Below are 17,741 nucleotides of genomic sequence, written 5' to 3' on the forward strand. Positions count from 1 at the left end.
GAGCGACCGGGCGATCGGCGCGGTAATGTGTCGGCCAGTCAACGCAAGGACGCAAGCGATGCGACCCGCCCAGAAACAGGTTGCGGCAATGGCCCTTCTCGTGGTCTGCCTCGTCAACGCATGGAGCGCAGGGGCACTGTGACGAAAGAAGAGTTCGTGCTGTTGCTCGCCTGGCTGCTGGGGCCGCCGATGCTCGTTGGCTCGTTCTTCCTTGTTTGGGCCCTGCGTCGCGGTGGTCGCCGGGCGCTGGGGCGCGAGGTCCTTGCGTGGTTCCTGTTGCTGGCGCTGTCGGCGCTCTTCGCCTTCGGGATGGTCGTCGTGGAGCTAGGTTCGCTGGGGTACTACCTCCGCGCTCGCGACGCCCCGTTCTTGTGGGCGCCCTTCGCGTTCCTCGCCGTCGCGCTGGCGCTTCCCGTTGCGGTGTGGTGGGGACGTCGTGCGCCCCCTTCGACTCTGCCTAGGCCGCATTGATCGCCAACTGCGCCGCAAACGCCCGCTGGTACGCCGGCCGCGCTTCCCCGCGCGCGACATACGCCGCCAGGGTCGGGAATTCGTCCAGCAACCCGGACGGCCGCACGCGCAGCAGCACCGACACCATCATCAGGTCGCCGGCGCTGAACGCACCGTCGAGCCACTCGGATTCGCCGAGGCGCGCCGACAACCGGCGCAAGCGTTCGCGGATCCGATCCTGCACCAGCGGCAGCCGGTCCTTCGCCCACGGCTTGTCGCCTTCCTGGAACTTTGCGATCGACAGCTCGAGGATCGGCGGTTCGATCGTGTTGACCGCGGCGAACATCCAGGTGATGGCGCGCGCCCGCGCGTTGGCGTCGGCCGGCAACAGGCCCGCGTGCTGTTCGGCGAGATGAAAAACGATCGAACCCGTTTCGAACAGCGCAAGGTCGCCGTCCTCGAACGTGGGAATCTGGCCGAAGGGATGCACGCGCAGGTGCGCGGGTTCCTTCATCGCCTGGAACGACACCAGCCGCACGTCGTAGGGCTGACCGGTTTCTTCGAGCGCCCAGCGCACGCGCGTGTCGCGCGCGAGGCCCTTGCCGCCGTCGGGCGAGCGTTCGAAGGCGGTGATGGTGATGGTCATCGTGGCGCGCTCCTGGGGGTTCCATCCATGACGACGAATGACGAAGGCCGGAATCGACACGGTCCGGTCATTTCTCCTTGCGCAGGGCCACGACCAGGGCAAACACCGCGGCCCCGATGGAAAAGGGCTGCGCGTCGAGGAAATTGGCGGCTGACCACGTGGGCAACCCGGTGTAGCGCGGGTTCCTCACCATGCAGGCGAACAGCGCCGCGCAGTAGAAAACGAACACGCCGAAAAGCACCCAGCCCCATTCCTTCCGCATCGTTCGATCCCGTCCAGGGAAAGCCGGATGATAGGTCACGCCCTCTACGCAGCAGGCGCGGCTCGGGACACGATATCCAGCGCCACCGCCTCCGCCGTGCGAATGCCATCCACGCCGGCCGACAGGATGCCGCCCGCGTAACCCGCGCCTTCGCCCGCCGGGAACAACCCGCGCGTATTCAAGCTGTGCCCGTCCTCGCCGCGCGTCACGCGCACCGGGGACGACGTGCGGGTCTCGACGCCGGTCAGCACTGCATCCTGCATCGCGAACCCGCGGATCTGCCTGTCGAACGCCGGCAGCGCTTCGCGGATCGCCGCGATCGCGTACTCGGGCAGCGAGGGCGCAAGATCCCCCAACCGCACGCCGGGCTTGTACGAAGGCAGCACGCCTCCGAATTCACGCGACGCCCGGCCTTTCAGGAAGTCGCCCACCAGTTGCCCCGGCGCTTCGTACTCGCCGCCGCCCAGTTCGAACGCACGCGCTTCCCAATGCCGCTGCAATTCGATGCCGGCCAGCGGGCCAACGCCGTACGGCGCGAAGTCCTCCGGCGTGATGCCGCACACGATCGCCGCGTTCGCGTTGCGCTCGTTGCGCGAGTACTGGCTCATGCCGTTGGTGACCACGCGCCCGGGCTCGCTGGCCGCGGCGACCACGGTGCCGCCGGGGCACATGCAGAAGCTGTACACCGAGCGCCCGTTGCGGCAGTGGTGCACGAGCTTGTAATCGGCCGCGCCGAGCAGCGGATGCCCGGCCTGCGGGCCGAAGCGCGCGTTGTCGATCAGCGATTGGGGATGTTCGATGCGGAACCCGATCGAGAACGGCTTGGCTTCGACGAACACGCCGCGCGCATGCAGCATCGCGAACGTGTCGCGCGCACTGTGGCCGAGCGCAAGCACCACGTGGTCGGCGCGCAGTTGTTCGCCGCTCTCCAGCGTCACGCCGCGCACGTGGCGCGTGCCTTCGCGATCGGTGTCGACCAGCAGGTCGTCGACACGCTGGCTGAAGCGGATCTCGCCGCCCAGCGATTCGATCGTCGCGCGCATCTGCTCCACCATCGACACCAGGCGGAACGTGCCGATGTGCGGCTTGCTGACGTACGCGATTTCCTCCGGTGCACCGGCCTTGACGAATTCGTCGATCACCTTGCGCCCGTAATGCTTCGGGTCGCTGATCTGGCTCCACAGCTTGCCGTCGGAGAACGTGCCCGCGCCGCCTTCGCCGAACTGCACGTTCGATTCGGGATTGAGCACTTTCTGGCGCCACAGGCCCCAGGTGTCCTTCGTGCGTTCGCGCACGGCCTTGCCGCGTTCGAGCACGATGGGCCGGAAGCCCATCTGCGCGAGCACCAGCGCGGCGAACAACCCGCACGGGCCCATGCCGATCACGAGCGGGCGCAAGGGCAGGGACGTCGGCGCGCGCGCCACGAACTTGTAGACCGTGTCCGGCGTGCGCATCACCTTGCCGCCGTCGTGGCTGTACGCGTAGCCGTCGTCCTCGTCGTCCAGTTGCAGGCGCTGCAGGATGTCGGCTTCGCGCGGCGTGTCCACGTCGACCGAATAGATCAGCACGATCGCGCCGCGCCGGCGCGCGTCGTAGCTGCGCTTGGCGACGGTGAAGCCGGTGAGTTCGTCGGCGGCGATGCCCAGCCGGGCCAGGATCGCCTCGCGCAGCGCCGCCTCGGGGTGGTCCAGCGGCAGCTTGAGGTCGGTGAGTCGCAGCATGGGGGACATTCGATGGCGCGGAAGCGTGGCGGGCATTTTAGGCGGCGCGAACCCGATAACATCCTCACCCATGCATGCACTGACCTTTTCACGCTTCGGCGGGCCCGACGTCCTGGAATGGACCGACCTGCCGGATCCCCGGCCCGCCCCCGGCGTGGCCGTGGTGCGCACGCAGGCGATCGGGCTCAACTTCGCCGATATCTACCGCCGCCAGGGCCGCTACCACCTGGCCGGGTCGCCGCCGTGGATCGCCGGGTACGAGGCCGCGGGGGAGATCGTGGCGCTCGATCCGCGGGACGCGGGTGGCGCCTTCGCCGTGGGCCAGCGCGTCGCGTTCGCCGACAGTGCGTTCGCCAACGCGGAACAAGTGGCGGTGCCGCTGGATCGCCTGATCGTGCTCCCCGATGACATCGACGCCGACACCGCGGCCGCGTTGTTGCTGCAAGGCCTCACCGCGCAGTTCCTGCTCGAGGACAGCCATGCCGTGCAGGCGGGCGAGACCTTGCTGGTGCATGCGGGCGGTGGTGGCGTCGGGCAGTTGCTGGTGCAGCTGGCGACCGCGAAGGGTGCGCAGGTGATCGCGCTCGCCTCGTCGGAAGACAAGCGGCGTTCGGCGCTCGCGGCAGGTGCACGAGATGCGCTGGCCTCCGGCGACGGCTGGGTCGCGCGCGTGCGTGCGGTGGCACCCGAGGGCGTCGACGTCGTGTACGACTCGATCGGTCGCACGCTCGGCGACAGCCTGGCCCTGGCGCGCATCGGCGGCACGGTGGTGTTCTACGGCATGGCGGCGGGCGATCCGGATCCGGTGGACCCGCGCGTGCTCATGGACCGCTCGCTGACGCTCGTGGGCGGCGACTTGTGGAACGTGCTGACCACCGCGCAGGTCCGCCAGCAACGCGCCGATCGCCTGTTCGCCGCGGTGCGCGCCGGGCACCTGCGCGTGGCCGTCGCCGCACGCGTGCCGCTGCGCGATGGTGCGCAGGCGCATGCGATCCTCGAAGGGCGGGGCAGTGCGGGAAAGGTCTTGCTCATTCCGTAGTCGCCGCTCGAAACCTCCTCCACCCTTGAATGGAAGCCCCCATTTCCCATGGCTCGCGCGCTCAATAAGAACCGGATGCTGTTCTCGCGCATCCTGATGATCACCGCCATCGCGTTGATGCTGTTCACCCGCTCGCACTGGCCCAACGACAGCGCGCTGCACGAAACCTTCGACACGCTGGGCTACGTGCTCATCGTGTTCTGCGGCATGGGGCGGCTGTACACCACCGCGTTCCTCGGCGGGTTGAAGAACGAAACCCTCGTCACCTACGGCCCGTTCTCCGTGGTGCGCAATCCGCTGTACGTGTTTTCCTGGCTGGGGTTCACCGGGTTTGCGATCTTCTCCAACAATCTGTGGGTAATGGTGCTGGTGCCGGTCGGGTTCTGTTTCGTCTACCACTTCCTCGTGAAGCGCGAAGAAGCCTTCCTGCAGGAGAAGTTCGGCCAGGCCTTCACCGATTACGTCGCGCGCGTGCCGCGCTTCCTCCCCCGGTTCTCGAACTTCAACCAGCCCGACGAAATCACCGTCGTGCCGCGCTTCCTGCTGCGCGGCCTGCTCGACAACGTCTGGTGGTTCATCATTCCGCTGATCCTCGAAATGACGGAGTTCTGAACCGCCGCGCGGCGCGGGACCGGCCTGCGGGTGCTTCCGGCCCGCGGCGGCGGCCCGTTTGCGCCGCGGGTTGCGTTCCCCTCCTTGACCCCCGTCGGATCCCCCCATGCTGACCCTCCGCCAGCTGCGCAAACGCAAGGTCGCGCAATGGGTGCTGGGGTACACGGCGGTCGCATGGGCCTTGCTGCAGGCCGTGGGCCTGCTGGCCGGCACCTACGGGTGGTCGGCCGTACCGATGCGCGTGGGCGTGGCGCTGGCGGTGCTCGGCTTCTTCCTCACGCTGGTCATCGCGTGGTTCCAGGGCGAGCGCGGGCAACAGAAGGTCACGCGGCTGGAAGTCGCACTCATCGCGCTCGTCGTGCTGGTGGGCGGTGCGTGGTTGTGGCAGACGGTGCGCTCCACGTCCGACCAGGCGACCGGCGTCGCCACCGCGGGCGCGGACAGCGGCATCCCCACGATCGAAAAGGATCCGTCGATCGCCGTGCTGCCGCTGGAGAACCTGAGCGCCGACAAGGAGCAGCAGTACTTCTCCGACGGTATCTCCGAAGAACTGCTCAACGTGCTGAACAAGGTGCCGGAGATGCGCGTGATCGCGCGCACGTCGAGCTTCGCGTTCAAGGGCCAGGATTTGCCGGTGCCGGAGATCGCGCGCCGCCTGCACGTCGCCTCGATCCTGCAGGGCAGCGTGCGCAAGGCGGGCAACCGCGTGCGCATCGCGGTGCAACTGGTGCGCGCCACCGACGGCGCGCAACTGTGGGCGGAAAACTACGACCGCACGCTCGACGACATCTTCCAGGTGCAGGACGAGATCGCCGCGTCCGTCGTCGAGCAACTGAAGATCAAGTTGCTGAAGGCGCCCACCGTCACGCCCGTGGATCCGCGCGTGTACGCCCTGGTGCTGCAGGCGCAGGCGCTGCTGGACCAGCAGAGCAAGGAAGGACGTGCGCAGGCGTTGCTGGTGTTCAAGCAGGCGCTGGCGATCGCGCCGAACGAAGCGCGCGCGTGGGCCGGCCTCGGGCGCGTGTACATCAACCAGTCCATCTACAGCGAGCTGCCGCAGGCCGACGCGGCGAAGCTGGCGCGCGAAGCGCTGGACAAGGCGCTGAAGATCGATCCGCGCAACGTCATCGCGATCACGGGCCTGGCGCGCCTGGCCGCGGATTTCGACTTCGATGCGCAGGCGGCCGCCGACTACAACAAGCGCGCGTTGCAGATCGAACCGAACAACCTGGTCGCCATCAACACGCTCGGCATCCTGCTCAGCAACGTGGGGCGCTTCGAAGACGCGCTGCCGCTGTACGACTACCGCGTCGCCCACGATCCGGCCAACCCGACGGCGTACAACAACCGCGGCATCACCCGGTACTACGCGCGGCAATGGGATGCGGCGATCGACGATTTCCGTACCGCGTTGCGGCTGAGTCCGGCGTTCGTCGGCGCGCGCAACGGCATCGCCGTCTCGCTGCTGGTGGGGAAGGGCGATGCGGCCGGCGCGCTGCGCGAGATCGCCGGCGAACCCGATGAAGCCTCGCGCCTGCAGGTGCGGGCGCTGGCGTTCCATGCACTGGGGCGCACGCGCGAATCCAACGCGGCGCTGCAGGGACTCATCCGCACGTACGGCGACCAGCAACCCACGCTGGTCGCGCTGGCCTACAGCTATCGCGTGGACCGCGATGCCGCGTTCCACTGGCTGGACATCGCCGCGCAGAGCCGCGATCCGGCCGCCACCTCGGTGGCGTTCGACGTGCTGACCGACTCGCTGCGCGACGACCCGCGCTGGCTGCCGTTCCTGCGCAAGATCGGGTACGCGCCGGAGCAATTGGCGACGATCCGGATCGACGTGCCCAGGCCGGGGACCTGACGGGACGGGTTACGCCACCCATCCGGGGGAGTCGCCCCGCGGGATTCCTGCGTTCTCCCAGTTGATAAGCAACGGAGAACACCATGCACATCAAGCGCACGCCATGCCTGCTCGGGCTGGCCTTCGTCGCCACGGCGGCCCTTGCCGCCCATCCGCAGTTCCTGCGCGCGCCCAGCGCGCAACTCGGGTCGCCCAAGGTCATCGTGAAATGGACCGAGATCGGACTCGGCAGTACCGACAGCGTCAACTACACGGCCAGCGCCACGGCCGGGGCCCGCTTCCAGTGCGTCAACCGCGGCAACAACTGCCCGGCGGCCTCGAACAAGGAAGACGTGCTGGCCGACATCAACGTGGGCGGCACCTTCGCCGTCGACAAGAACGGGAAGATCATCGGATCGCTGGTGATTCCTGCGCCGCCCAGCACGCTGCAGTGCCCGGGCAACCAGGTGGTGGGCATCGTCTCGGTCGCATTCACCAACATCCGGCTGACGGACCTGACCAATGGCGTGTCGTCGCCGACCAATCCCTCGGCGTTGACCTACAGCGGGCCGGAGTGCCCCTGATCGCCCTTCGCCCATCCGGGTCGGGTTAACCCCACCCATTCGGGGGAGTCGCCTCCCCCGAATCCGGCGTTCTCTGTGTTTGTCACCCACGGAGAGGACGCCATGCAGATCAAACGCAAGCACTGGTGGCTGCTCGGCCTGGTGGCCGTCGCCACCGCCGCGCTGGCCGCGCACCCGCATTACCTGCGCGCCCCGAGTGCGCAGCTCGGCTCGCCGAAGGTCATCGTGAACTGGGCGGAAGTGGGGCTCGGCAATACCGGCAGCGGCGTGACCTACATCGCCAGCGCGACGGCCGGCGCGAAGTTCCAGTGCGTCAAGACCGGCCACGTCTGCCCGAAACCGGGGGCGAAGGAAGAAGTGCTGCAGGACGTCCACGTCAGCGGCACCTTCAGCGTCGACAAGAACGGGAAGATCAGCGACACCCTGGTCATTCCCGCGCCACGGAGCACGCTGGTCTGCCCGCACTACCAGCACGTGGTGATCGCGTCCGTCGTCTTCACGAACATCACGTTGACGGACGTGACCAACGGCGTGTCGTCGCCGGCGAATCCCTCGGCGCTGTCGTACAACGGGCCCGAGTGTCCGTGATGCGGTGACGATGGAAAAACCCCGCCGGATGGCGGGGTTTCTTCAAGCTGCTTCAGCGTGATAGGGCTCGATCCTGTCGAGCGTCTTGCCCAGCGCATCGCGCGCCATGGCCATGTCGGAATCGATCTGCAAGCCGATCCAGAAGCCATCGGTCATGCCGAAGAACTTCGACAGGCGCAGGCCGTATCCGCCGTGATTGCCCGTTCGCCCGCGAGGATCGCGCTGATGCGCGACTGCGGCACGTCGATCGCCGACATTGCGGACGGCTGGCTTCGATGCCAGAGTCGGGTGCGCGATGCATGGGGCAGGGGAACGTGGATGGGCGTTGAGTGGCTCGGCGGCGTGTGGTCCCTGTTCGGATTGTTCGTGCTCGCGCTGCTCATCCTGTGCCTCATCGTGCAGGTGGCCACCCGCTACGTGCTGGCGACGCTGGTGCTCGCTTCGCTGTGCAGCCTGGCCGCGGCGGCAAACGCGCTGGGTTTCGATCCGCCCAGCGATTTCCTGATGACGTTCCTCGGCACGTTTTTCTTCTTCGCGACCGGGATCGGGTTGTTGGCGCTGATCGTCCGGCTGGTTCGCGGCAAGTAGACTGCGCTGCCATGCGCACGCGCCCCCCCAGCATCGATGGGCTGGCTGCCAGCACGCTGCAGTTGCCGCCGGGCGCGTGGACGTGCGTGCTGGATTGCCTGTGCGAACGATTCCCGGCGATCCCGCGCGCGCAATGGATCGAACGCATGGCGCGCGGGCGGGTCGTGGACAACGCCGGCCATCGGGTGACGCCGGAGACGCCGTATCGCGTCGGGCTCGAGGTCCATTACTACCGCGAGGTCCCGGACGAAGCGCCCATCCCGTTCGAGGAAGTCGTGCTGCATGTCGACGCCGACTTGCTGGTGGCGGACAAACCGCATTTCCTGCCGGTCGCGCCGACGGGCGCGCACGTGCATGAAACCTTGCTCGGGCGACTGGTTCGGCGCACGGGGAACGACGCGTTGGTGCCGCTGCACCGCATCGATCGCGAGACCGCCGGCCTGGTGTTGTTCTCGACCAATCCGGACACGCGGGCGCATTACCAGGCGCTGTTCCGCGAACGACGGGTCACGAAGGCGTACGAAGCGATTGCGCCCGCGTTGCCGGATGTCGAATTCCCCTGCCTCCGTGCCAGCCGGATCGTCGCCGGCGAACCGTTCCATCGCATGCAGGAAGTCGCAGGCGCGGCGAACAGCGAAACCCGCATCGAAGTGATTTCGCGCGGCGCCGGACGCTGGCGTTATGCGCTCACGCCGATCACCGGCCGCAAGCATCAATTGCGCGTGCACATGGCGGCGATGGGGGCGCCGATCGAAAAAGACAGCATTTACCCGTCGGTGGTGCGTCGTGCGGCGGGCGATTACACCGCGCCGTTGCAACTCCTGGCCAAGCGACTGGTGTTCGTGGATCCGATCAGCGGGGAAGAACGCCGCTATTCGAGCCGCATGCTGCTGCAGTCAACGCACGACAATCGAACGGATCCATTGCGCCGCGATTGATAAAAGCGGGAGCGCGGCCCAGCCCCACGCAAGCAGGTGAAGCCACCGGGCGCCGCGCCAGCGACGAAAGAGCGCGACGGCCGCGAGCGCGAACAGGATCGTGCCCGGGGCGAAGTAAACGAGCGCGGCCATGGATTCGAGCGCGCCCGAGTCCACGTTGCGACCGTATCGGCGGACTGCATCGGCCGCAGCGACGCGGGAAGCATTCAGCAGCAATGCGCCCATGCAGGTGAAGACGATCGCCGCCGCCGTGTCGATCCAGGCGCGAGTGCGTTTCGGCTGCTGCACGATCTGCATGGACGTCCTGCCGTTGGGCCGGAGATTGCCGGTTGCGGCCCACATTACGGAAGCTGCATGCGGGGGACAAGGCGGCAGCAAAGCGCTCTGCATCCCGGCAATCAGCAGGCATTCGCTGTTGCCTGCGCCGAGGATTGCCTACCATGCGCGCAGGAGTTCCCACGTGCGCTGGATGGAATCAGAGGAAATCCATGGGTCGCTTCGTCGAAGTGGATCGCCATCGGAAGCTCGTCGAAGTCTCGTTCTTCGGCGAGGTGACCTATCGCGAGCGCATCGAAACCATGCAGTACATTTTCCCGCCGATGCTCAAGCACCGCTTGCGGCGCTTGTTGCTGGACTTCTCCGGCGCGCGGCCCGGCGCACCGGATGGCACCCGCGAAGAACTGATGGAGAAGATCCTGTCGGCGCCGGCGCTGGTGGGCGCGCGGGTTGCGTTCGTCAATTCGCTCGATGTCCATGGGTTGCCGGGCGGGCCCGTGCCTGCATTCGAAACGCGGCGCTTCGACAACCGCGATGACGCGGAGGCGTGGTTGCTGGCGGTGGATCCCTAGCGTCGAGCGTCCCGCTCATTCGTACCAGGGCGCGACCGTTGCGCCGAACACCGTTGCCGTCGCGCAAGCCACGATCAGGATCCACAGGGACGCGCGCGCATTGGATGCATTCGACGGGCCCGGCATGAACACCTTCGCGTAGAGCAGCAGCACGGAAAGACAGGCCGCGAGCGGCGGGTAGAGGATCGACGCAAATCCGACCTGCGCAGGCCGGTTGAAGCACAGCAGGCCGATGACCAGCAGGACCGCAGGCGCGACCGGCAGCAGCACATCGGCAGGCGCCAATCGTCCGACGCGTCGCTGGCGAAGCAATGCGGGAATCGAGAGGACTTCAGCGGCCAACAACGTCAGCACCAGCAGGAGCGATGGGTACATGGTGGGTCCGGCCCGTCAGTTGGCCTGAGCTTAGCAATGGCCCGGACGTTCGCCCGCCCGCATCGGCCCAGCAACACTTTTCGCCATGCGATAGTGCGCGGCACACGGAAGGGGAACGGGGCATGCGCAGGCAACACCCATGGGCCTATCTGGCGGCGGCCATCGCCGCGGCCCTGCCGCCAGTCCTCGGGGTAGGGCTCCTCAGTCTTCCCGCGCGGAACGGCACGGCGGCCGCCAGCGGAGTGATCGTCGTGGGCATCGTCGCGTTGGTGCTCGCGTTCGCGTACCTCCTGCCCATCGCGGTCCTGCTGCGGCGACTGCTGCTGTTTCGCGCCGTGATCATGGGCGTCGTGGGCTTCGTTCCGCTCGCCGCGGCGGCCGCGTGCTTCGTGATCGGCGTTACGCAACGCATGCCGGACGGAAGCGAGGTGTCGGTCCCCGTATGGGCCCTGATGCCCGGCGTGGCGTTCTACGGGGCACTCGGCGCCGCGAGTGGCGTGGTGTTCCATTTCGTGTTCCGCCGCATCGCGGGGAACGAGCCCCTGGCGCCGGGCTCCGCCATCGACGCCTGAGGGCGCTCAGCGCGCCTGGGTCATCAGCACGGATCGCAGGTTGCGCAGGCGCAACATCCCGTGTGGCGTGAGGAAGGCGATCCCGTCGGCCTGGACCACGACCAACCCGACAAGCCGAAGCGCGTCCAGTTCCGCCACGGCGAGCGCAAACCCGCGTTCAACGGACTCCAGGGCGGTCATGCAGGTTTTGTCGTCGCAGGCGGAAACCGCCATGGCAGTGCTCGCGGTCCGCTATGTGCGGTAACGCACACAAGCTAGCACCTATTCGGTGACGCGGGGCGCACACGCGTCTGAATGGCCCAGGTGCAGGACTGGCGACGCTAATCGGCGAGCGTGGACCACGGCATGTTCGAAAGCAGGCGCTCGTATTCCTGTTTCACCGCCCGATAGCATTCGCAACTGCGCAGCTCCAGGGCCTGGCGATCGAGGATGCGGATGCGGCCCCGCGCGTACTGGATCACGCCGGCCTGCTGCAGGCGTCCCGCGGCTTCGGTGACGCCTTCGCGCCGGACGCCCAGCCGCGCCGCGATGGTTTCCTGCGTCACGGCCAGGTGGTCGGACTGCATGCGATCCATGTACAGCAACAGCCAGCGGCACAACTGCTTCTCGACGTTGTGGTAGCGGTTGCACACGGCGTTCTGCGCCATCTGCGCCAGCAGCACCTGCGTGTAGCGCAGGATGAGGATCTGGAATTCCTCGCCGCGATTGAACTCGCGGATGACGACATCCGCCTTGAGGCAGAGCGCCTGCCCACCCATCTGCACGACCGCGTGCGCCGGCGTGCTGTGGCTGTCGACGACCAGCGCCGCGCCCACGACGCCTTCGTTGCCGACCATGCCGACTTCGGTGGTATCGCCACTTTCGAGCGAATACAGCAGCGAAATGACGCCGGTGCGCGGAAAGTACATGTGGTTCTGCGCCGCGCCGGCCTCGTACAGCACCTTGCCCACGGGGAGTTCCTGCAGTTGCAGGTGGGGTGCCAGGCGTGCGCAAACCCCGGCTGGCAGCTTGTCCAGCAGGCCGTTGTGGGCTTTCCTTGGCACTGAAGTGCTCATGCTCGAACGCGTCCCCCGCAAAACGGGAGATTGTCGGTTGCAAGCAGCAGGACGTATGTACGGAACCGTACATAGGAGGGTCGCGGCGGACCTTTGCGCGCTTTGGCACATCGGAAGAACGCGCCGGATGGGTGCAGGTCGACAACCTGTCAACGCCACGGTGCGCGCTCCGTCAGCCCATTACAAGGAGCACGCTTGCTATCTGCCCATCCCGTTCATCGACCCGCAACCCCGCCTGCCAGGACGTGATGTGCTTCGGGCGATCGGGCGTCGATGCACGTTTGCCATGCGGCACGGACGCGCGATGTGACCTCCGGCCACCGTGCGCCGGCCCGGTCGTCCGAGGCATCCCACGCGATGGCGGCGTAGTCGTTGACGACGTCCCAGGCCACGCCGCGAAAGCACTGCTCGAGCGTTGCAGCGAAGGACTGGATCTCCGTTTCCAACGCACCAGGCACATGTTGCGGCTGCATGACGTGCTGCCTCGAGGGATCGGTGCGAGCGGGTGTGCACTATGGGCTTGTTCGGCCCGGCGTGCGGGCGCGCGGTGGAGTTTCAGACGGGAGGTGTCGCTATCCCGCTGTCCAATCGATTCCTGACGCGCTCACGAGTAGTTGCGTCGCGCGGGCCACCACCGTCCGGTGATCGCAACGGCGAACAAATAAAGCGCGAGCACGCCAAGGGCAAGATCCGTCACCGTCGGCGACACGGCATGGGTCTGGAAGTAGTACCCATTGATGGCGCGGGCGATTTCGTAATCGACGACACCGGTCACCAGGATTGCGAGCGCCAGGAACGCCACGATCCATCGCCCGAGCGGACGAACCTGCTTGCGTGCATCGCTGCGGTCCGCGACATCCGTCATGCCTCGTTCTCCCGGTGCGCATCCTGGCGCAGTGCGCGTGCTTCCGCGTCCTCCAGTTCCAGGTGCGTCAACCACAACCGCAGGTCGAACTCGAGCTGGTGGTAGTCCGGCGCCATGTGCGTGCACAGCTGGTAGAAGGCCTTGTCGTGCTCGGCTTCCTTCAGGTGCGCGAGTTCGTGCACCACGATCATCTTCAGGAACTCGGCGGGCGCGTCGCGGAACACCGTGGCGATGCGCAGTTCGCGGCTGGACTTGAGCTTCGCACCCTGCACGCGGGAAATCGTGGTGTGCGTGCCGAGCGCGTGCTTCATCACCTGCAGCTTGCTGTCGTAGACCACTTTCCCCAGCGGCACGGCCTTGCGCAAGTGCCGGTCCTTGAGTGCCTGGACGTAGTCGTACAACTGGCGGTCGTTGCGCACGTCGTGGGGCTCGGGATACCGCTCGGCCAGGCGCTTGCCGAGGCGGCCCTGCGCGATGAGCTCCTGCACCTGCGCCTGCAGGTGGGGCGGGTAACCGACGAGGTACTTCAAGGGTTGCATCCGCGGGTAGGACGAAGCCGGGCAGGGGGTCGGTCGCTATGATGGCGCCAGAACCCCCGGATACGAAGCATCGACATGGCGAAGGGCAATCCGCTCCAGGAACAGCTGCTCAAGGCGGGCCTGGTCAAGAAGTCCAAGGTGGCTGAGGTGGCGCGCGAGCAGCACGTGGCCAAGCACGCCAAGGCGAGCAGCGCGCCCGGCGAGATCCAGCGGGACGCAGAGCGGGCGCGGGCCGAAAAGGTCGAGCGCGACCGCGCGCTGGCCGCCGAGCGCAAGGCCCGGGCCCGCACCGCGGAACTGCGCGCGCAGGCGCGGCAGATCATCGAAGACAAGAAGGTGCCGCGGGCGGGGGAAAGCGAATACCGGTTCACCGCCGATGGTGCGATTCGCACGCTGCTGGTCAACGACGACTTGCGGCAGAAGTTGTCGAGCGGGGTGCTGGTGATCGCGCGGCTCGGGGAGCGTTACGAATTGTTGCCGCGCGTGGCGGGCGACAAGGTGCGCGAGCGCGATGCCAGCATGATCGTGGTGGATCACGGGCAGGCGGCGGATGCGGTGTCGATTGCCGCGGACGGCGATGACGCGTATTACGCACAGTTTCAGGTGCCCGACGATCTGGTCTGGTGAACCGTGGCGCGCTTGAGGGGAGTGCTCGCACGATGCTGCCGTCTGTTTGTGAACCGTTCTTCCGCAGCCTGACGTTCCGCCTCCTCGCGGGCGTCGGGTTCGGTTGGCTTGCCGCGGCGCTCGCGCCGGTCGCGTGCGTCATCGCGGCCGTGGCGTATCGCGCGCCGGATTTCCCCGCACAGGACTGGCGGATCATCCTCGCGATGGCCTTCGTCTTCGCAGGGGGTTACGTAGCGCTCGTGGGCGTGCCGATCGCGTTGGCGCTGCGCGCCAATGGATGGCTTCGCGCGTTGCCTATGTTCGCCGTCGGCTTCCTGGTGGGCGCTGGGCCGATTGGGGTGGGGACATTCCCTTCGATTGTCGACGACGCGTCGCCGAACGCGTGGGCAGAGTGGTGGCAGGGCACGCTGCAGTTCGGGTTGCTGGGTGCGGTGTCCGCGATGGCGTTCTACGGAACGTTCCGGGTCATCAATCCGGAGCGGACGCGGTGACGCGCTCGACCCCTGCTGCGACGTCGCAGCCATGGGTGCACGACCCCGTCCGCCTCCTCCTCGGGGTCGGTGCCGTGCTGTTCTGGCTCGCTGCGTCCATCCCGTTGGCCGTGTTGGGACTCGTCGCGCCGCTGCCGGGTGCGGTCGGGGTTTTCCTGTTCTTCGTGCCGCAGTACCTGTTCGGCTTCGCGTTGGTCGTGCGCCCGGTCGAGTCCGGTTTTGCGCGCCTGTTTCCGGAGGGCACGGCGGTACTCGCGTGCGTTGCCCTCTGGCTGGCCGTCGCGATCGGGCATGCCGTGCTCACGCGTCGATGGACGCTGACGAACGCCTTCCTTGCGGCGCTCGCGTCCGTCGTCGGGTGTGCGGTGATCGTGCATCTCGCGTTTGCGGCCTTCGGCTACGCGGTGCAACTGGACGGACTCTGATGCGCACCGGCATCCCGTTGTCGTTGTCGTTGTCGCTGTGCACGCTCCTGGCGGTGTCCTGTTCCGGTGGTGGCGCGCACGAAGCGCAGGCGTTGGTCGAGGCGGCCGAAGCGTCGGTGCAATACGCCGTGCGGGACAAGGTGGACCTGCGCACCTATCAGCTCAAATCGGTGCACGAATTCGGCAACGGCAATTCGGACCTCTGGGTCTATGGCGTCCCCAGGTTTCCGTACGAACTCGCAGTCGCGCAACGCTTGAAAGGGAAGCGGTACTGGCAGGCCTGTTACACGCACAGGAATCCGGAAATGGCGGCGGCCATGTATTGCTACTTCCTGGACAGGCAGGACTTGACGCTCCTGGCGATCTACCGGGTCAAGTAGGGGCGCTCCTGCGCCTGGCCATCGCGCCGCACCAGGTACGTCACGAACATCACGCCTTTGTCGTCGCCGCCGACCGCCGTGTGCTGGTCGACGAAGGCGTCGCGAACCGACGGATCGCGCTGCACTTCGTACACCAGGCGTTGCCAGTCCGCGTCGGGGGCGTCGCTGTTGAATCCGCCCGTCGCGAGCATCCGGCACAGCGTGCGCGTGCAATGCGGCGCGGAGGCGTGCAGCGCGGTGAACCGCGCGCCGTGTCGGCGAAGGGCGTCTTCGAGCCGGCGTTCGGTGGCCTCCGACCATTCGGCATCCGGGGCTTCCTTGACGACGAGGAGTTCGTAATCGCGCTGGTCTGCGTTGTGCTGTGCGCCGGAATCGACGAAGGCTTGCAGGCGGCGCTCGTCTTCCGACGTCAGCGGTTTGAGGCCGGCCTGTGCGGTGGGGAGTGGGGCGTGCGGCGCCTCCGCCGACGCGCTGGGCGACCCGGATGCAGCCGTATTCGAGGAGCCTGCCTCGGAGGGTTTCTCCTGCGCTCCAGCCTGCGCTGCGATGGGCGCCTCCCCGTGCGGAGCAGTCGCTGTCGGCGATGAAGTGCGCGCGGGCCAGAACATCCACGCCCCGACCCCGATGGCAACGACCAGCAACGTCCCTGCGACCTTTCCCCGGGTCATGCGCCTTCCTTGTTGGGTTGCCAGGAATCCGATGGTAATCGAGCCTCCGCGCCTGGCCGAAAACCCGGCCGGCCCTGACGGCGTCCCGACACCTTGTCGGAAATACTGCGCTCCCGCGCAACGCCCGCAGCGACATGCCCAAGTCCGCCACCCTGTTGCTCATCCGCCACGCGGAGAAATCCGGCGATCCCGACGACACCGGGTTGACGCCCGCGGGCGAAGCGCGGGCGCAGGCTTATGCCGTCTTCTTCCAGCGCATGATGTCCGGAACGTCGCGGCTGCCGCCCCCTGCGTTCCTCATCGCCGCCGCCATCGCGCCCGACAGCCATCGCGCGCACAGCACGCTCGAACCGCTGGCAGTCGCGCTCGGCATCGAGATCGACGCGCGCGTCGCCGACGGCGATTACCCGACGCTGGCCAGGCGATTGCTCGAGGATGCGCGTTACGACGGCGCCACGACGCTGGTCTGCTGGACGCACAAGAAGATCCTCGGCCTGGCGAAGGCACTGGGCGCGCCGGATTCGCTGCTGCCGAAGCAGTGGCCGGATGACACCTTCGGCTGGATGCTGCGGCTGGAGTACGACGCCGCGGGCACGCTGGCGGATGCGACGTTGGCGAGCCAGCGGTTGATGTTCGGGGATTGCGGGGATGAGCCGTAAGCGGTGTCCAATCGCCTTCGTGCCAACACGCGAGATTGTTCCGCCTGCCTTGACGTTCGCCGCCGATATCCATTGCCCCGCGCGGGTTGCCACCATCGCGACCCCTTCGTCGGAAATGGAGATCCAATGCACACCAAACTTCTGTCCGCCTGCATCGCCGGGCTGATCCTGCATGGCCACGCGGCCGCGCGCGATATCAAGACACTGGATGTCGACGGCGAAGTGGTCGTGTCCAATGCCGGCACCGTGGACTCCCATGCAATCCACACACCCTTGCCGGACGAGATGCACGCGGTCATCAACAAGGCGGTGGCGAGCTGGAAGTTCGAACCGTCGTCGGCGCCGGCCCCGACGCGCAGCAAGATGCGGGTCACGCTGTCGGCCACGCCGGACGCGGCCCAGCATGTCGTCAAGGTCGAAGACGTCGTGTTCCGCGACGTCGTCGCGGATGCGAGCCGTGCCGCGCCGCGCACCCCGGCGGAAGTCGAGACCCTCGTGCGGCCGAAGATGCCCGGCTTCCCCGTCGATGGCGTGGTGAACGTCGCCATGCGCGTGGCGCCGGACGGTCGTGTCCTGGCGGCCGAAGCCATGCAGTGCAGCGTGCACGCGAGCGGCGGCATCGGGCGCGACAAGGCGCGCGCGTGCCGGATCCTGGAGACGCATGGCGTCAATGCCGTCAAGCAATGGGTGTTGGCGCCGCAGGACCGCACGAGCGAATGGACGGCGATGGTGCCGCTGCATTTCGCCGGCGTGAACAAGACCATCGACGCCACGCCGGGCCAGTGGCGCAAGGAGTACCGGACCGCGTATCGCGCGCCGGACTGGCATCCGCCAGAGGAGGGGATGCTCCGCCTCGGCGCCGTGGATGCGAGGGGGAAGTCGGTGATGCCGATCGAGTCGGAACTGCGGATGTTGCACGGGGCGTTGGAGCACACGCTTTAGGAAACGAAGGGGCGGGGCGCCTTGGTC

At 67.3% G+C, this 17,741-nt stretch carries 27 protein-coding genes; 16 read left to right on the top strand and 11 right to left on the bottom strand.

Going from position 1 to position 17,741, the window contains the following annotated elements; translation table 11 throughout:
* The first annotated feature begins 138 nt into the window (after positions 1–138).
* Entirely contained in the window at positions 139–471 is a 333-nt protein-coding gene (locus LYSCAS_RS13175) for a hypothetical protein (RefSeq protein WP_213434483.1), read from the top strand.
* Here the strand turns inward: LYSCAS_RS13175 and LYSCAS_RS13180 are convergent.
* The 3 genes from LYSCAS_RS13180 to LYSCAS_RS13190 form a co-directional block, all read right to left on the bottom strand.
* Entirely contained in the window at positions 458–1,096 is a 639-nt protein-coding gene (locus tag LYSCAS_RS13180; RefSeq protein ID WP_213434484.1) for a glutathione S-transferase family protein, read from the bottom strand. The two genes, LYSCAS_RS13175 and LYSCAS_RS13180, sit on opposite strands and share 14 nt — an antisense overlap.
* A 67-nt stretch (positions 1,097–1,163) precedes the next feature.
* Positions 1,164–1,358 carry a hypothetical protein gene (locus LYSCAS_RS13185; protein WP_213434485.1) on the bottom strand — a complete coding sequence of 65 codons (195 nt, stop codon included), beginning with the start codon at positions 1,356–1,358 and terminating at the stop codon, positions 1,164–1,166.
* A gap of 44 nt (positions 1,359–1,402) precedes the next feature.
* On the bottom strand, positions 1,403–3,079 hold the full coding sequence (locus tag LYSCAS_RS13190; protein ID WP_213434487.1) for an NAD(P)/FAD-dependent oxidoreductase: 1,677 nt from the start codon (positions 3,077–3,079) through the stop codon (positions 1,403–1,405).
* Positions 3,080–3,149: 70 nt separating this feature from the next.
* Between LYSCAS_RS13190 and LYSCAS_RS13195 the strand changes: the two genes are divergently transcribed.
* The 7 genes from LYSCAS_RS13195 (at position 3,150) to LYSCAS_RS13225 (ending at position 9,268) form a co-directional block, all read left to right on the top strand.
* Positions 3,150–4,118 carry a zinc-binding dehydrogenase gene (locus LYSCAS_RS13195; RefSeq protein WP_213434488.1) on the top strand — a complete coding sequence of 323 codons (969 nt, stop codon included), beginning with the start codon at positions 3,150–3,152 and terminating at the stop codon, positions 4,116–4,118.
* A gap of 48 nt (positions 4,119–4,166) precedes the next feature.
* Positions 4,167–4,730 carry a methyltransferase family protein gene (locus LYSCAS_RS13200; RefSeq protein ID WP_213434489.1) on the top strand — a complete coding sequence of 188 codons (564 nt, stop codon included), beginning with the start codon at positions 4,167–4,169 and terminating at the stop codon, positions 4,728–4,730.
* 106 nt (positions 4,731–4,836) lie between these two features.
* Positions 4,837–6,591 carry a tetratricopeptide repeat protein gene (locus tag LYSCAS_RS13205; RefSeq protein ID WP_213434490.1) on the top strand — a complete coding sequence of 585 codons (1,755 nt, stop codon included), beginning with the start codon at positions 4,837–4,839 and terminating at the stop codon, positions 6,589–6,591.
* 83 nt (positions 6,592–6,674) lie between these two features.
* Entirely contained in the window at positions 6,675–7,154 is a 480-nt protein-coding gene (locus tag LYSCAS_RS13210) for a hypothetical protein (protein ID WP_213434491.1), read from the top strand.
* Positions 7,155–7,256: 102 nt separating this feature from the next.
* On the top strand, positions 7,257–7,742 hold the full coding sequence (locus LYSCAS_RS13215; RefSeq protein WP_213434492.1) for a hypothetical protein: 486 nt from the start codon (positions 7,257–7,259) through the stop codon (positions 7,740–7,742).
* A gap of 57 nt (positions 7,743–7,799) precedes the next feature.
* Positions 7,800–8,330 (top strand): hypothetical protein, encoded by a 531-nt coding sequence (locus LYSCAS_RS13220; protein WP_213434493.1) that lies wholly within the window; start codon positions 7,800–7,802, stop codon positions 8,328–8,330.
* 11 nt (positions 8,331–8,341) lie between these two features.
* Entirely contained in the window at positions 8,342–9,268 is a 927-nt protein-coding gene (locus LYSCAS_RS13225; RefSeq protein WP_213434494.1) for a pseudouridine synthase, read from the top strand.
* Here LYSCAS_RS13225 and LYSCAS_RS13230 read toward each other — a convergent pair.
* Positions 9,227–9,565: a hypothetical protein gene (locus LYSCAS_RS13230; RefSeq protein WP_213434495.1), complete on the bottom strand. Its 339-nt coding sequence runs from the start codon at positions 9,563–9,565 to the stop codon at positions 9,227–9,229. The two genes, LYSCAS_RS13225 and LYSCAS_RS13230, sit on opposite strands and share 42 nt — an antisense overlap.
* Positions 9,566–9,756: 191 nt before the next feature.
* Here LYSCAS_RS13230 and LYSCAS_RS13235 point away from each other — a divergent pair, with 191 nt between their 5' ends.
* Positions 9,757–10,116 carry a hypothetical protein gene (locus LYSCAS_RS13235; RefSeq protein ID WP_213434496.1) on the top strand — a complete coding sequence of 120 codons (360 nt, stop codon included), beginning with the start codon at positions 9,757–9,759 and terminating at the stop codon, positions 10,114–10,116.
* A 15-nt stretch (positions 10,117–10,131) separates the two neighbouring features.
* Here LYSCAS_RS13235 and LYSCAS_RS13240 read toward each other — a convergent pair whose 3' ends face one another.
* Positions 10,132–10,491, bottom strand: a complete 360-nt coding sequence (locus LYSCAS_RS13240) for a hypothetical protein (RefSeq protein ID WP_213434498.1) — start codon at positions 10,489–10,491, stop codon at positions 10,132–10,134.
* 122 nt (positions 10,492–10,613) lie between these two features.
* Here LYSCAS_RS13240 and LYSCAS_RS13245 point away from each other — a divergent pair, with 122 nt between their 5' ends.
* Positions 10,614–11,063 (top strand): hypothetical protein, encoded by a 450-nt coding sequence (locus LYSCAS_RS13245; RefSeq protein WP_213434499.1) that lies wholly within the window; start codon positions 10,614–10,616, stop codon positions 11,061–11,063.
* A gap of 6 nt (positions 11,064–11,069) precedes the next feature.
* Here the strand turns inward: LYSCAS_RS13245 and LYSCAS_RS13250 are convergent, their stop codons facing one another.
* From LYSCAS_RS13250 to LYSCAS_RS13270, 5 genes are all read right to left on the bottom strand, one after another.
* Positions 11,070–11,276, bottom strand: a complete 207-nt coding sequence (locus tag LYSCAS_RS13250; protein ID WP_213434500.1) for a hypothetical protein — start codon at positions 11,274–11,276, stop codon at positions 11,070–11,072.
* A gap of 107 nt (positions 11,277–11,383) precedes the next feature.
* Positions 11,384–12,106 (bottom strand): Crp/Fnr family transcriptional regulator, encoded by a 723-nt coding sequence (locus LYSCAS_RS13255; protein WP_213434502.1) that lies wholly within the window; start codon positions 12,104–12,106, stop codon positions 11,384–11,386.
* Positions 12,107–12,333: 227 nt separating this feature from the next.
* Entirely contained in the window at positions 12,334–12,591 is a 258-nt protein-coding gene (locus tag LYSCAS_RS13260) for a hypothetical protein (protein WP_213434503.1), read from the bottom strand.
* A gap of 131 nt (positions 12,592–12,722) precedes the next feature.
* On the bottom strand, positions 12,723–12,983 hold the full coding sequence (locus LYSCAS_RS13265) for a hypothetical protein (protein ID WP_213434504.1): 261 nt from the start codon (positions 12,981–12,983) through the stop codon (positions 12,723–12,725).
* Positions 12,980–13,522 carry a M48 metallopeptidase family protein gene (locus LYSCAS_RS13270; protein WP_213434505.1) on the bottom strand — a complete coding sequence of 181 codons (543 nt, stop codon included), beginning with the start codon at positions 13,520–13,522 and terminating at the stop codon, positions 12,980–12,982. The genes LYSCAS_RS13265 and LYSCAS_RS13270 overlap by 4 nt, the downstream gene beginning before the upstream one ends.
* Before the next feature lie 75 nt (positions 13,523–13,597).
* Between LYSCAS_RS13270 and LYSCAS_RS13275 the strand changes: the two genes are divergently transcribed.
* The 4 genes from LYSCAS_RS13275 to LYSCAS_RS13290 are packed head-to-tail and all read left to right on the top strand — an operon-like array spanning position 13,598 to position 15,445.
* Complete coding sequence (locus LYSCAS_RS13275) at positions 13,598–14,149, top strand: DUF2058 domain-containing protein (RefSeq protein ID WP_213434506.1); 552 nt, start codon at positions 13,598–13,600, stop codon at positions 14,147–14,149.
* Between the two features lie 32 nt (positions 14,150–14,181).
* Entirely contained in the window at positions 14,182–14,640 is a 459-nt protein-coding gene (locus LYSCAS_RS13280; protein WP_213434507.1) for a hypothetical protein, read from the top strand.
* Complete coding sequence (locus LYSCAS_RS13285; RefSeq protein WP_213434508.1) at positions 14,637–15,065, top strand: hypothetical protein; 429 nt, start codon at positions 14,637–14,639, stop codon at positions 15,063–15,065. Before LYSCAS_RS13280 ends, LYSCAS_RS13285 begins: the two co-directional genes overlap by 4 nt.
* Positions 15,065–15,445 (top strand): hypothetical protein, encoded by a 381-nt coding sequence (locus LYSCAS_RS13290; protein WP_213434509.1) that lies wholly within the window; start codon positions 15,065–15,067, stop codon positions 15,443–15,445. The genes LYSCAS_RS13285 and LYSCAS_RS13290 overlap by 1 nt, the downstream gene beginning before the upstream one ends.
* Here LYSCAS_RS13290 and LYSCAS_RS13295 read toward each other — a convergent pair.
* On the bottom strand, positions 15,430–16,086 hold the full coding sequence (locus LYSCAS_RS13295; protein WP_213434510.1) for a hypothetical protein: 657 nt from the start codon (positions 16,084–16,086) through the stop codon (positions 15,430–15,432). The genes LYSCAS_RS13290 and LYSCAS_RS13295 overlap by 16 nt on opposite strands.
* A gap of 161 nt (positions 16,087–16,247) precedes the next feature.
* On the opposite strand from LYSCAS_RS13295, the gene LYSCAS_RS13300 reads away from it, so the two are divergent.
* Positions 16,248–16,772: a histidine phosphatase family protein gene (locus LYSCAS_RS13300; protein ID WP_213434511.1), complete on the top strand. Its 525-nt coding sequence runs from the start codon at positions 16,248–16,250 to the stop codon at positions 16,770–16,772.
* 126 nt (positions 16,773–16,898) lie between these two features.
* Positions 16,899–17,714, top strand: a complete 816-nt coding sequence (locus LYSCAS_RS13305; RefSeq protein WP_213434513.1) for a hypothetical protein — start codon at positions 16,899–16,901, stop codon at positions 17,712–17,714.
* The last annotated feature ends 27 nt before the right edge of the window (positions 17,715–17,741 follow it).

Origin of the sequence: Noviluteimonas caseinilytica (assembly GCF_018406605.1) — a bacterium.
GTDB classification, from domain to species: domain Bacteria; phylum Pseudomonadota; class Gammaproteobacteria; order Xanthomonadales; family Xanthomonadaceae; genus Noviluteimonas; species Noviluteimonas caseinilytica.